Genomic DNA, 12,987 nt, shown 5'->3' on the forward strand with positions numbered 1-12,987 from the left:
AGGAGAGTGCTAGGATGTACGAAAAAATTTTATTAGCGGTAGATGGATCTGAAAATTCGTTAAGAGCTGCGGATGAAGTGATTAAATTGGCTTCACTTGTAGAGGGCTGTTCCATTGAAGTTGTATATGTAGCTGATTTTTCTAAAGCCAAATCGGATATTTTACATTCAAAAGGGAAAGAAGAGCTCGAGGTTTCCCGAAAGAAAAAAATCCTGCCAATAGAAGAAATGTTGAAAGCACAAAATGTAGATTATCAGGCAATTTTTTTACATGGCGAGCCGGGCCCTACAATTGTAGATTATGCGAATCAACATAAATTTGATTTAGTTGTGATTGGAAGCCGAGGACTTAATGCTCTTCAGGAAATGGTCTTGGGAAGTGTAAGTCACAAAGTAATGAAACGAGTGAACTGTCCTGCTCTTATAGTAAAATAAACACATTAAAACAAATCGACTAATCCAGATACGTAAAGGTTAGTCGATTTGTTTTATTTAGAGAAAGAAACGATTTATTACATCATAAAATAAATCAATTTTTTTACAGTAAAATGCAGGAAGTAAAGACTCACTTATGGTATCCTTATAAAAAATGTAAATTGTTAGGATGTTGTGCTTGGAAATGAAAAAGCTGGAATCCGAAATTCGTTCATTGCAAAGACAATTATATGCATTGGGTAGAGAGACAAATCAGTATTCGAGCGGGGAAATCCTGAAACTCAGTAAGCGATTAGATGAAAAAATCATCCTGCACCAAAAAATGCAACTAAGTAAAAAAGAATAGATTTTTGTCAAACCCTGTCATAGTCGTCTGAATTCCGTTATACTTTCATTAACAGCAGCAATGAGGAGGAAGTGCATGAGAGCCTTAGATACCTACATACGAGATTCAAAACAGAATTGTGAACGAATCTATCAGATGGATCCTAATGACTTTCCTGTGTTGAAAGTAGATCTTAATGAGCAACAAATAGCATACAAAAAGCAATTGTACCAAAAGATGTTAAGTGTGGTTCGACACTTTATGAAGAAATTAATTCACTATATGGAAGGCATTCCAACCCTAATCATTACAACAGATAATGAAGGACATGTATTAGAGATTTACGGTGATGAAAGCATCAAACAAATGGTAGATTCACTTGGTATATCTTTAGGTGCCCAGTTTGAAGAGAAAGATGTTGGTACTAATTCGGTATCGCTAGCTTTGAGACATCAAGAGCCGATTGCACTGATCGGTAATGATCACTTTCATTACTGCTTATCTGAAGTAGCTTGCTATTCTGCTCCTTTTACCAATGGTAACTTAGTCGGAACGGTATCCATGATGACAATGATTAATTATGCTAGTAATTTTCATCTTGGTTTATTATCATCTGCCGTTGATACTATTGAAAGAGAAATACAGCTACAAGAAAAAAATCACAGTCTGCACTTATTAAATCAAGTGCTGGTAGATGCAACTCCTCTGGGAATCCTTATGACAGATAATGAGGGTGAACTGCTGGAATTTAATGAAAGTGCCGAAGATATAACTGGTATTTCCAAAGAATCGGTATTAGCTAACGGGATCGACGTCATTAGTAAAATCGCATCGTACATTTATCATGTAATGGAAACAGGGCAAAAAGTGGAAAACGCTGAATTTTCATTCCCTCTAGCAGAAAGCGAGGACTCAAAGCACCTTCTGCTTGATGTGTTACCGTTATTTGATGAGCAGCAAATGATTGGAACCTTTGCGCAATTTAGAGACATGACGCAATACCATGAATTGCAGCAGAAACTTATAGAATCTGAGAAATTATCAGCAATTGGTAAGCTAGGTGCGGGATTAGCACATGAAATAAGAAATCCTTTAACTTCGATCATCGGTTTGACGCAGTTGTTGAAGGAGAACAACCATCAGAATAAATACCTCGAAATTATTACAGCTGAGTTAGAAAGAATGAAAAACTTAGTTAATCAGTTTGTGTCCTTGGGTAAACCAACCGTTTTAGTAAGGGAACATTCTAATTTGAACGAATTAATTACGGATACAGTAGAATTAATGAATAGTAACGCACGCCTTCATAATGTAGATATTGACGTAGAATTAACCAAGAACGATACTTATGCTTACATTGACAAAGCTAAAATCAAACAAGTACTTATTAATTTTATTAAAAATGCTTTTGAAGCAATTTCAAGCGGCGGAACTATTCATATTCATTTAAATTCTGACATGAAAAGCAAAGAAGTTCATATTAAGATCATGGATAACGGAGAAGGCATGACGGAGGAACAGGTAGATAGTTTAGGAACACCTTTCTTTACGACAAAGGAAAGTGGCTTAGGGATGGGCTTACCTATCTGCTATGATATTATTCATTCACACGAGGGCCGCGTTCACATAGATTCAGAGAAAGGCAAGGGAACGAATATCTACCTTGTACTTCCTCTTGACCAATGAAAAAGGAATTTCTAATATACTTGCGAATGACCAGCTGAGTACCTGTCACTTAGCTGGTTAAGCGTCGTGATTCGGCAGAATAAATAAGCAAAGAAAGCAAAGAAGTAATCATGCTGAACATGGAGGTGGGTTCTTATAATATGGATTATGCTAGCGCTAGCCAAGCAGATAAAATATATCAAAATTACCACAATGCCAGACTGTTCTATTTTACATAATCCATATTATTGGTAGTTATATAAAATTTAAAACAAATAGAACCGGGCGGGTTATGCCCGGTTTTTTTATGTTAAGAATAAAAAGTATATAATCACTCTCATTAGCGAGATAAGAAAAGGAGACAAAAGTAGAAAGTACTATTGTGAGATTTGTATCGTTTAACGAAAAAGGAACCAAAAGTGGGAAGCAGTCACCCGAGATTTGTATCGTTTAATGAGAAAGGAACCAAAAGTGGGAAGCAGTCCCCCGAGATTTGTATCGTTTAACGAGAAAGGAACCAAAAGTGGGAAGCAGTCCCCCGAGATTTGTATCGTTTAACGAGAAAGGAACCAAAAGTGGGAAGCAGTCCCCCGAGATTTGTATCGTTTATCGAAAAAGGAACCAAAAGTAGGAAGCGGAACAACCAGATTTGTAGTGTTTAAAAAGAAAGAAGACAAAGGATGGGGGTGTTTCCCGGCACATAATCATTACAAAATGACGGCTATGTGCCACCTATCATAATCCATATTACAGGTAGTTGTATATTAAGTTAGGGCGTGTGAACTTTCACGGTTTTTCTACTTGTTCCCTCTTTTCAGCTTCATTGGAATATTCCCCCTGCAACGTTTATTACAATTAGATTAAAAATTTATAAAAACTGTTTAAATAAATGTAAAGGCTTACAAGTGTGTTTGTGATAAATTATAAAGCAGGCAAGATAAAGAAAAACACAAATTGAAAGGGGTTCCAAAATGAAAAAGTTTAGTTTACTCGCAGTACTTTTTGGTCTTATTTTATTTTTAGCTGCATGTGGTGGCGACGATACCTCCAGTGGGTCAGATGATGGTGGCGAATCTGCTTCCAAAGATCAACTGATCGGGGTTGCAATGCCGACCAAATCATCTCAGCGCTGGGTTGATGATGGTAATAACATGGTAGAACAATTAGAGGAATTAGGTTATGAAACAGATTTACAGTATGCAGAAGATGATGTCGATAAACAAATCGAACAAATCGAGAACATGATTGTAAAAGGAGCAGATGCGTTAGTTGTTGCATCAATTGATGGCACAGCTCTTACGAATGTATTGGAAAAAGCCAATGAGCAGGATATTCCAGTAATTGCGTATGATCGTTTAATTATGGAAAGTGAACATGTAACTTATTATGCAACGTTTGATAATTTCCAAGTTGGTGTATTACAGGCTTCCTATATTGAAGAAACACTTGATCTGGCAAATGCGGAAGGCCCTTTTAACATTGAACTATTTGGCGGATCTCCGGATGATAACAATGCGTACTTCTTCTGGGATGGTGCAATGAGTATTCTTCAGCCGTATATTGACGAGGGTAAATTAGTCGTACAAAGTGGTCAAACCGATTTTGAACAGGCAGCAACGATGCGATGGGATGGCAACACAGCTAAATCCCGTATGGAGAATATTTTAAGCAGTGCTTATTCTGGTGGTGAAACAGTAGATGCTGTACTTTCTCCGTATGATGGTATCAGCCGTGGAGTAATTCAGGCGCTTAAAGGTGTAGGTTACGGTTCAGGAGATTTATCATTACCAGTAATCTCTGGTCAGGATGCGGAGTTAGCTTCGATTAAATCGATTATCGCTGGTGAACAAACACAAACGGTATTTAAAGATACACGTGATTTAGCGGCCGTGGCGGTGGATATGACAGAATCTGTTTTAAATGATGAAGAAGCAGAAGTAAATGATACGGAAACGTATGACAATGGAGTGAAAGTAGTACCGACTTATCTGGTAGAGCCTGTATCGGTCGATATAAATAACTATCAAGAAGTGGTTATGGACAGTGGCTATTATTCAGAAGACGAATTAGAATAAGCAAAAGTTTTCTAAGCAGAATTTAGTGGTGGTCACTGGTCACCACTAAATTCATTCCATCAAGGTGGTGAAAGTATGTCTGACTATATTTTAGAAATGAAAAATATTACGAAAACCTTCCCAGGTGTGAAGGCTTTAGATAATGTGAATTTACAGGTGCAACAGGGCGAAATTCATGCACTTGTAGGTGAAAATGGTGCGGGAAAATCAACCTTAATGAAGGTGTTAAGTGGTGTCTATCCAACCGGCAGTTATGAAGGATCGATCTTGTTCGAAGGCTCAGAATGCCATTTTAAAAATATCAAACAAAGTGAGAATTTAGGGATCGTTATTATTCATCAGGAGCTGGCATTGAGTCCTTACCTGTCCATAGCAGAGAATATCTTTCTTGGAAATGAACGGCAATCGAATAAAATTATTAAATGGCAGGACACCTTTGCAGAATCTAAAAAACTATTAGATAGAGTGGGCCTCAAGGATTCTCCCGAAACTTCGGTGATGGATATCGGGGTAGGGAAGCAACAGTTAGTGGAGATTGCTAAGGCGTTATCTAAAAATGTAAAGCTGTTGATACTCGATGAGCCGACAGCCGCATTAAATGAGACCGATAGTGAGAACTTGTTAAATTTATTGCTGGAACTGAAACAACAAGGCATTGCTTCGATCTTAATTTCTCATAAATTAAATGAAGTTTCCTATGTCTCTGATTCTATTACGGTACTTCGTGATGGCCAGACAATTGAGACGCTTGATGCCAAAGAAGAAAAAGTATCCGAAGAACGTATTATTAAAGGAATGGTTGGCCGTGAATTAACGAGCAGATTCCCGGATCGTAAGCCACAAATAGGTGATACATTGCTGGAAGTAAGGAATTGGGACGTTTATCATCCTCAACAGCATGATCGTAAAATGATTGATAATGTCAATTTTCACATTAAAAAAGGCGAAATTGTCGGTATTGCCGGATTGATGGGTGCTGGACGAACCGAGTTAGCGATGAGCATTTTTGGGAAGTCCTACGGAAAAAGGATATCAGGTGAATTATATAAAAACGGAAAGCAAATCGAAGCCAATACAGTCTCGCAGGCAATTGAGAATGGGATTGCCTATGTTTCGGAAGATCGCAAGACCTATGGCTTGAATTTAATAGATGATATCAAACGTAATATTACGTTATCGAATCTGAAGCGCATTTCTAGATCATCGGTTATTGATGAAAATAAAGAAATTATTGAGGCGCAAACATTACGGAAGAAACTAAATATAAAAACACCGACATTAGAGCAATTGGCTGGCAACTTAAGTGGTGGAAATCAGCAAAAAGTAGTCTTAAGTAAATGGATCTTTACTGAGCCGGAAATATTGATTTTGGATGAACCAACGCGAGGTATTGATGTAGGGGCGAAATTTGAAATTTATACGCAAATAAACGAATTGGCGCAGCAAGGTTTGGCAGTACTTGTCATATCCTCTGAATTACCGGAAGTATTAGGGTTATCAGATCGGATTTATGTGATGAATGAAGGACGGTTAACCGCTGAGCTGCAAAAAGAAGAAGCAGATCAAGAACACGTCATGCGCTATATGACTGGAAGTGGGGGAACAAACGATGCAAACGTTAATTAATTTGTTTCGAAATAATATTAGAGAATACGGCATGATTATTGCACTTGTTCTAATTACGGGGCTCTTTTTTATTTTAACTGAAGGAATCAACTTAAAGCCATTAAATTTGACGAACTTAATCCTGCAAAATGGTTTTATCCTTGTATTAGCAGTAGGTATGGTGCTGGTCATTATCACTGGGAACATTGACCTTTCGGTAGGGTCGATTGTAGCCTTTATTGGTGCGATTGCTGGTGTACTCATTATCAATATGGATGTTCCGGTATGGCTGGCTGTTTTGATTGCGATCGCTGCGGGTGCGTTAATTGGTGTATGGCAAGGCTTTTGGATATCGTATGTCGGTATACCGTCATTTATCGTAACCTTAGCGGGGATGTTAATATTCCGTGGATTGACATTATGGTTGCTTGATGGTCAATCTTTGGCACCTTTTCCAGATTCATTTCAAAAAATAAGTAGTGGATTTGTTCCGGATTTATTTGGTGGCGGTGATTTTCATATCTTCACCATGATTTTATCTGTTATCTTATCGCTTGTTCTCATTTATTTAGAATTTAATAAAAGAAAAACACAATTACAATACAACTTTGAAGTAGTGCCACTTTGGGTGAGTATTACGAAGATTGCCTTGTTATTGCTCGCTATAAACTGGTTCGCATATCAGTTAGCTTTAAATAAAGGGATCCCTACTGTTCTGATTATTGTACTGGTACTTATTATCATTTATACCTTCGTCATGAAAAACACGGTAATGGGTCGACATATTTATGCAACTGGTGGTAACAAAAAAGCGGCAGATCTATCTGGTATCAAAACCAAACGCGTGGTGTTCTGGGTATTTGTGAATAATGGTGTTCTGGCTGCATTAGCAGGCTTAATGTTTGCTGCGCGTCTTAACTCGGCAACACCAGCGGCAGGCGATATGTTAGAACTTGATGCGATTGCAGCCGTATTTATCGGTGGTGCATCGATGGCTGGTGGTGTAGGTACCGTAATAGGGGCAATTGTTGGTGGTCTCGTCATGGGTGTTATGAACAATGGTATGTCCCTAATCGGCATCGGTATTGACTGGCAGCAGGCCATTAAAGGGATGGTCTTACTAATCGCCGTTGGATTTGATGTGTACAACAAGAATAAAGGGTAAGTAGTATAAGAACCGCATGAAAAATAATCATGCGGTTCTGTTAACAATGCGTGAGCTTCGTTATTCTTTCAGTTTTCTTTTGGTTTTTACCAACTGTTGAAACTCATCCTCTAAATCTTGAGAAGGTTCTATACTTAATCGGCTTAAGACCTCGGTAATTCTCGTTTCGATTGCCAGTAATTGATCCTGCTTATATTTTTTTTCATCTGAGAGATTTGCTTGCTTTTGAAGGTCTTGATAGCTTCCTCTTCTATCGTGCACTTGTTTGTCCTGGATTGTGAGTAGTCTCGTTGCAATTTTTTCTGCAAAACGACGGTCATGGGAAACAAATAGTAGTGTTCCTTCATATTCAATCAACAGCTGTTCCAATGATTCCATTGCTTCGATATCTAAAAAGTTGGTGGGTTCATCCAGTATTAACGTATTGCTGTTACTTAGAAAAACTTTGGCTAACGTAACCTTTACCCGCTCACCCCCACTTAGTACGTGGACTTTTTTGTGTACGTCATCACGATAGAAATGAAGACGTGCTAAAACGGTACGGATCAAGGTTTCATCTTGTAGCGACCCTTCCTTTACATTTTCTAAAATGCTTTTGTCGAGATGTAACAAAGAAAGGTCCTGTTTGAAATAAGCGATTTGACAAGCTGTTGAAATATGAACGCCTTCTCTATTTGTCATTATTTTATTTAATAACGTCGTTTTGCCACTCCCATTCATTCCTGTGATAGCTACTTTATCTCCATGTTTTATTTGGAAATTTGCCTTATTCCAGAGCGCGCGATTACCTATCGTACCATCGAGATTTTCTGCTTGTATCAACATTTTATTCGTTAATTTGTGCTGGTTAGGCAAGGTCATTTTTAACGCCTTTTCTTCAAATGGCTTTTCGACTTTTTCCAGTTTTTCTAATCGCATTTCCAAAGCTTTCGCTGTTTGCTGCAACTTTTTTTGTTTTTTGGCAAAGTACGGTTTTGCACCTGTTATGCTCGCTTCAGAAGCACTGACATTTTTCGGTTTTTTTGTTGCTCGATTGGCTTTTTCTGATTTGAGTGTTATTGCTTTTTCTAACTGTTGTTTCTTGTCTTGGTATTTTTGATAGGCAAGCTGCTGTTGCTCTAACTCTAAGTCTTTTTGCTCTTTGTATTGCTGATAGTTCCCTTTATATTCCTGCAATTTACCTTGATCAATTTCCCAAATCTTATTGCAAACGTGATCAAGGAAGGCTCTGTCATGCGAAACGACGATAAAAGCACCTTTCCAATAACGTAAAGTTCTTTCTACCCATTCAATATGCTTGGTGTCCAAGTGGGTGGTTGGCTCATCTGCCAGTAACAGCTCTGCCTGATTTGCAAAGGCTTGCTGAATATATCGCTGTGTTGTTTCGCCGCCACTTTTTGTTCCGGATTGCGCTTTTAACTGTGGCAAAAGTTCCATGCTGGTGTAATTCTTTATTTCCCCTTTTTCGGCGGGGTGCAGTCCGATCAGTGTTTTTAATAACGTAGTTTTTCCAGTCCCGTTTTTTCCAATTAATCCAATATGGTCGCCTTCCTGAACTTCAAGATGGTCGATCTCTACTAAAACATTAGCCTGAACGGAAATTGTTACATCCTTTATTTCTAGTATCATCACGTCACTCCTGTTTAAAGGAGGTAAAGAAAAACCTCCATATTCTGTGCATACAGAATAGGAGGCCACTTTACAAAAGTCGATGCCGCTATAAACGTGTCTGGTGATTCAACCAACACATTATGATGGTGACCTGTTGAAGTACCAATCCTATTCTGTATATTGTTCATAAAGACAGACTGCACCCTTTGGCAGATAGCGTTCTTTATGAAAATATCTTCGAGAAATAGGATTATAACTTCATTGTTATAGGCTCACCCTTTCGTTATTCGTTACAGTTAGTTTATATAATTGTGTGAAAGAAGTCAATGCTCGATTATTAAACGGTTGAAGAGGAGTCCTCAAACTTGACCTTGAATTTGCAGTGATTATCACCATCAGTCTTGCATTGGGTTCGTTCAATGTTCTCTGTACCGAGCACTTGTTTAAACATATTCGTTTCGCACTGGCAAGCGACATTATATGCTCTGGCAACGGAAAAAATCGGACAGTTATATTCCACCATTTCAAAGTGCAGGTCATCTTCCTGTTTTAATTCAGCCATATAGCCTTTTTCATTCTGTATGTTGATCATATGCTGCATTTTTTCTTTTGGTGTATAAGTTGTAAGAAATGGTCCGTATTGACTTGACTGTCTGGCTTCCCGATTTTTAAACAATTGTGTTACGGCATCCTTTCCGTACGTTTCTTCGATATCTTTTAAGAATTCCATGCTGATCGTTTCATAATTACTGGGAAAGAGCCGTTTGCCTTTTTCCGTTAAATGATACCTCTGTAAAGGTCTGCCGATTTCTTTCTTTACATGCGTATAAGTAACAAGGCCGTCTTTTTCTAAAGTGGTTAAATGTTTTCGAATCGCCATATGGGTAATGTTGATATGGGTAATGATTTCATTGACAGACAAGCTTACTTCTTTTTTAAGGATTTCTAATATCTGATCTTTTGTCGTTTGTTTGTATGCGTGCATCGGCTACCTCCTAACCAGTTGTTTAAGTCTCCGAAAAAGTAATCATACAATCCATTATACTACAAAGCATAGAAGAAGAAAAAAGATTGCGAATTTTCTAAAGCGTTTTATTTGATTAAATGAAACGTCTCGTATAATCTAGAAGTATAACTTTTTATACTATATGGTATAAAAACAAATTAAGGAGGAATTACATATGGGGAAATTTACATTACCAGCCTTATCATTTGCGACAGATGCATTAGAGCCGCATATTGATCAAACAACAATGGAAATTCATCATGGGAAGCACCATCAAACGTACGTGGATAAATTAAACGCAGCAATGGAAGGGCAAGATCAGCTGGCAGACAAAAGTTTAGCCGAATTATTAGCTGATTTAGAGAGTGTACCCGATTCTATTCGAACTGCAGTAAGAAATAATGGTGGCGGTCATTTTAACCACACCTTATTCTGGGAAGTAATTGCGCCTGGTACAATTACAGCGCCAGCGGGAGCGCTTGCTGATGCGATTAATGCGAAGTTTGGTAGTTTCGATCAATTTAAAGAGGAGTTCTCTAATGCAGCAGCTACGAGATTTGGTTCTGGCTGGGCTTGGTTAGTAGTGAATGGTAATGGTGAGCTTGAAGTAACGAGTACACCAAATCAAGATAACCCTATTTCAGAAGGTAAGACTGCTATTTTAGGTATTGATGTTTGGGAGCATGCCTATTATTTACATTATCAAAACCGCCGACCGGAATACATTGATAATTTCTTCCATGTAATTAATTGGGGTGTGGTTGCAGAGAAATATCAAGAGGCTGTAAAATAGGAGATGTGCCATAAGTGAAAAGGTAGTTTTGCTATCTTTTCTCTTTTTCATAATCTGAGAATATCTAAAAAAGTCTCTCAGATTATGAAGCAGACGTGGTAAAATGAATAGGAACAAAGAAAATGCAGCCTTTTGTCATTATTTGACGATAGGTGGTATTTTCTATTGTAAGGGGGTATACAATATGGCATTTGTAATCACTGGGCCATGTGAAACAGAGAAAGCAGGAGAGTGTGCGACAGTTTGTCCTGTTGACTGTATCGAAGAGGGGAAAGACCAGTTTTATATTGATCCGGACATTTGTATTGATTGCGGCGCATGTGTGGCAGTATGCCCGGTAGACGCAATTGTAGAAGAATATGATATGACGGTAGAAGAAGAGCCCTATTTGGAAAAAGCAGAGGCCTTTTTCAGTAAATAAGAAATTATAGAGCGGATAAAGCGGACAGACAGGTATCGTTTTCTCCGCTTTCTTTTTTGTTCACAGAATTTTCACTTATGAGCCTTCTTTTATTTTGGTATACTGATCTCCGGTAAACAGAGAAAGGATGATAAGTAATGCCAACAAATAAAAAGGAAAGTATCATTTTCGGGACGATTATGTGCTTTGGCATGGTTGCTGTTATGGCGACTTATAATTTACTGATGGCAGGCAATATTGAGGATCTAACGGCATCGATTGTTTTGGGAGAAGTGATGATCGGATTTATTATTGCGCTTTTCTTAGATTTATTTATTGTAGGGCCACTAGCAAAGAAAGTAACATTAGCCATTCCCTTTGATAAATCGAAAAAAATATATTTTGTCTTATTCATGTCTTTATTTATGATTATCGGAATGGTGTTTTTTATGTCCATGTTTGGTTTGGCTATGTCTTATATCAGCGGTGCTGAACACGATCAATCGATTCTCAGTGAATATTTACACATCTACGCGATGAACTTTGTCGTTGCATTTCCGCTGCAGCTGGTAGTCATGGGACCGTTAGTGCGTCTTATCTTCACTAAATGGATTCAAAAAAATCCGGTTCCGGTAAACGGATAAGAGACAAACAAAAAGCCCGGGAAATCCATCCTGGTCATTACAAAAAGCCGAACATAACACGAATGTAAATAACACTCGTCTATGTTCGGCTTTTGCGTTGTATGAATATACTGTGAAGTAACAGGAAGCGCGAAATATAGGTATCGTGATCAGCTGGGAGACCATTTTGACATGCTTTGTCTGCTAGAATGCCACTCCGTCCAACCACTCCGCGTCCCACAGGACGCGGAGTGGTTGGCCGGAGCGATATCATAGCACATGAAATCGTTCAAAATGACTTCAACGCTTGTTAGCATGAAGAAATCTCGCTAAATTGTCATTACTGCGCAGTATGCTTCTACTGTGTAGTATTAGTAATTGCATCGATATAAAATGTTGTTCATTTTTCAATTTCACGTTTGTGTGCTAGCTTAGCCTAATGCCACGTCCAAAATCATCATCAGGACGAAGCCGATCATTAAGCTCATGGATGCCAGGTCTTTATTGCCTTGTTCCTGAGAGCTAGGGATAACTTCTTCTGCTACAACAAAAATCATGGCACCTGCTGCGAAGCTTAAGGCATATGGTAATAAGGGCTCGAAAAAGGAAACGGCAAAAGCACCAATGACAGCGGCCATCGGCTCCACCATACCGGAAAATTGTCCGTAAAAAAAGCTTTTTCTGCGTGACATGCCCTCTCCGCGTAATGGCATGGCAACAGCAACTCCTTCAGGAAAGTTCTGGATACCGATACCAATCGCTAGTGTAATCGCACCAGCTAACGCCGCCTCTGTTCCCCCGTTTGCAAGTGCGCCAAAAGCAATCCCCACTGCTAAACCTTCGGGGATGTTATGCAAAGTAATGGCAAGAACTAATAATGTACTTCTTTTTTGTTTTTTGGCTGCAAATCCCTCCGCTGTTTGCACCTTGGCATTCGGGTGAAGGTGGGGAAGAATTTTATCGATTCCCCATAAAAAGACACCGCCTAGCATAAAACCAAATGCGGCAGGGAACCAAGATCCAATAGCATTATCTTTTGACGATTCGATTGCAGGAGCAAGCAGTGACCAATAGCTGGCAGCAATCATGACACCACCGGCAAATCCTAACATGCTATCTAGTAATTTTTGATTAATGGTTTTGGTGGCAAAAACAAGTGTAGCCCCTAAAGCTGTCATTCCCCATGTGAATATAGTAGCGATTAAAGCTTGCATCACGGGGTTAAAATCTTGAAAGAACTCTAACATCAAAGTGACCTTCTTTCCAAGTATTCGATTTCTTTATC

General features: G+C 38.6%; 12 protein-coding genes. 9 read left to right on the forward strand and 3 right to left on the reverse strand.

Annotated elements, in window-relative coordinates:
- Positions 1 to 14: 14 nt before the first annotated feature.
- From MUN87_RS15715 to mmsB, 6 genes are all read left to right on the forward strand, one after another.
- A complete protein-coding gene (locus MUN87_RS15715; protein WP_244741547.1) occupies positions 15 to 434 on the forward strand; it encodes a universal stress protein in 420 nt (139 codons plus the stop codon).
- A 184-nt stretch (positions 435 to 618) separates the two neighbouring features.
- Positions 619 to 780 carry a Spo0E family sporulation regulatory protein-aspartic acid phosphatase gene (locus MUN87_RS15720; protein ID WP_244747987.1) on the forward strand — a complete coding sequence of 54 codons (162 nt, stop codon included), beginning with the start codon at positions 619 to 621 and terminating at the stop codon, positions 778 to 780.
- Positions 781 to 855: 75 nt separating this feature from the next.
- Positions 856 to 2,445: an ATP-binding protein gene (locus MUN87_RS15725; protein ID WP_244741549.1), complete on the forward strand. Its 1,590-nt coding sequence runs from the start codon at positions 856 to 858 to the stop codon at positions 2,443 to 2,445.
- Between the two features lie 950 nt (positions 2,446 to 3,395).
- Entirely contained in the window at positions 3,396 to 4,499 is a 1,104-nt protein-coding gene (gene chvE, locus MUN87_RS15730) for a multiple monosaccharide ABC transporter substrate-binding protein (protein ID WP_244741551.1), read from the forward strand.
- 75 nt (positions 4,500 to 4,574) lie between these two features.
- Positions 4,575 to 6,125: a multiple monosaccharide ABC transporter ATP-binding protein gene (gene mmsA, locus MUN87_RS15735; protein WP_244741553.1), complete on the forward strand. Its 1,551-nt coding sequence runs from the start codon at positions 4,575 to 4,577 to the stop codon at positions 6,123 to 6,125.
- Entirely contained in the window at positions 6,109 to 7,269 is a 1,161-nt protein-coding gene (gene mmsB / locus MUN87_RS15740; RefSeq protein ID WP_244741555.1) for a multiple monosaccharide ABC transporter permease, read from the forward strand. Before mmsA ends, mmsB begins: the two co-directional genes overlap by 17 nt.
- 60 nt (positions 7,270 to 7,329) lie before the next feature.
- On the opposite strand, the gene MUN87_RS15745 is transcribed toward mmsB, so the two are convergent.
- Positions 7,330 to 8,901: a Vga family ABC-F type ribosomal protection protein gene (locus MUN87_RS15745; protein WP_244741557.1), complete on the reverse strand. Its 1,572-nt coding sequence runs from the start codon at positions 8,899 to 8,901 to the stop codon at positions 7,330 to 7,332.
- A 316-nt stretch (positions 8,902 to 9,217) separates the two neighbouring features.
- Positions 9,218 to 9,865 (reverse strand): helix-turn-helix transcriptional regulator, encoded by a 648-nt coding sequence (locus MUN87_RS15750; protein WP_244741558.1) that lies wholly within the window; start codon positions 9,863 to 9,865, stop codon positions 9,218 to 9,220.
- A gap of 196 nt (positions 9,866 to 10,061) precedes the next feature.
- Here MUN87_RS15750 and MUN87_RS15755 point away from each other — a divergent pair, with 196 nt between their 5' ends.
- From MUN87_RS15755 to MUN87_RS15765, 3 genes are all read left to right on the forward strand, one after another.
- Positions 10,062 to 10,679, forward strand: coding sequence for a superoxide dismutase (locus MUN87_RS15755; RefSeq protein WP_244741560.1), 618 nt, complete (start codon positions 10,062 to 10,064; stop codon positions 10,677 to 10,679).
- Between the two features lie 184 nt (positions 10,680 to 10,863).
- Positions 10,864 to 11,100, forward strand: a complete 237-nt coding sequence (locus MUN87_RS15760; protein WP_244721029.1) for a ferredoxin family protein — start codon at positions 10,864 to 10,866, stop codon at positions 11,098 to 11,100.
- A gap of 137 nt (positions 11,101 to 11,237) precedes the next feature.
- Positions 11,238 to 11,723, forward strand: coding sequence for a DUF2798 domain-containing protein (locus MUN87_RS15765; RefSeq protein WP_244741562.1), 486 nt, complete (start codon positions 11,238 to 11,240; stop codon positions 11,721 to 11,723).
- Positions 11,724 to 12,133: 410 nt separating this feature from the next.
- Here MUN87_RS15765 and MUN87_RS15770 read toward each other — a convergent pair whose 3' ends face one another.
- Positions 12,134 to 12,949, reverse strand: coding sequence for a ZIP family metal transporter (locus MUN87_RS15770; RefSeq protein WP_244741564.1), 816 nt, complete (start codon positions 12,947 to 12,949; stop codon positions 12,134 to 12,136).
- Positions 12,950 to 12,987: the final 38 nt, after the last annotated feature.

Origin of the sequence: Gracilibacillus salinarum, assembly GCF_022919575.1 — a bacterium.
GTDB lineage: Bacteria > Bacillota > Bacilli > Bacillales > Amphibacillaceae > Gracilibacillus > Gracilibacillus salinarum.

What these genes read in the sequence shown, in the direction of transcription:
- MUN87_RS15720 (WP_244747987.1), top strand. Translation starts at nt 619, where the DNA reads ATGAAAAAGCTGGAATCCGAAATTCGTTCATTGCAAAGACAATTATAT.
- mmsA (WP_244741553.1), top strand. Translation starts at nt 4,575, where the DNA reads ATGTCTGACTATATTTTAGAAATGAAAAATATTACGAAAACCTTCCCA.
- MUN87_RS15760 (WP_244721029.1), top strand. Translation starts at nt 10,864, where the DNA reads ATGGCATTTGTAATCACTGGGCCATGTGAAACAGAGAAAGCAGGAGAG.
- MUN87_RS15715 (WP_244741547.1), top strand. Translation starts at nt 15, where the DNA reads ATGTACGAAAAAATTTTATTAGCGGTAGATGGATCTGAAAATTCGTTA.
- mmsB (WP_244741555.1), top strand. Translation starts at nt 6,109, where the DNA reads ATGCAAACGTTAATTAATTTGTTTCGAAATAATATTAGAGAATACGGC.
- MUN87_RS15750 (WP_244741558.1), bottom strand. Translation starts at nt 9,865, where the DNA reads ATGCACGCATACAAACAAACGACAAAAGATCAGATATTAGAAATCCTT.
- MUN87_RS15770 (WP_244741564.1), bottom strand. Translation starts at nt 12,949, where the DNA reads ATGTTAGAGTTCTTTCAAGATTTTAACCCCGTGATGCAAGCTTTAATC.
- MUN87_RS15755 (WP_244741560.1), top strand. Translation starts at nt 10,062, where the DNA reads ATGGGGAAATTTACATTACCAGCCTTATCATTTGCGACAGATGCATTA.
- MUN87_RS15725 (WP_244741549.1), top strand. Translation starts at nt 856, where the DNA reads ATGAGAGCCTTAGATACCTACATACGAGATTCAAAACAGAATTGTGAA.
- MUN87_RS15765 (WP_244741562.1), top strand. Translation starts at nt 11,238, where the DNA reads ATGCCAACAAATAAAAAGGAAAGTATCATTTTCGGGACGATTATGTGC.
- chvE (WP_244741551.1), top strand. Translation starts at nt 3,396, where the DNA reads ATGAAAAAGTTTAGTTTACTCGCAGTACTTTTTGGTCTTATTTTATTT.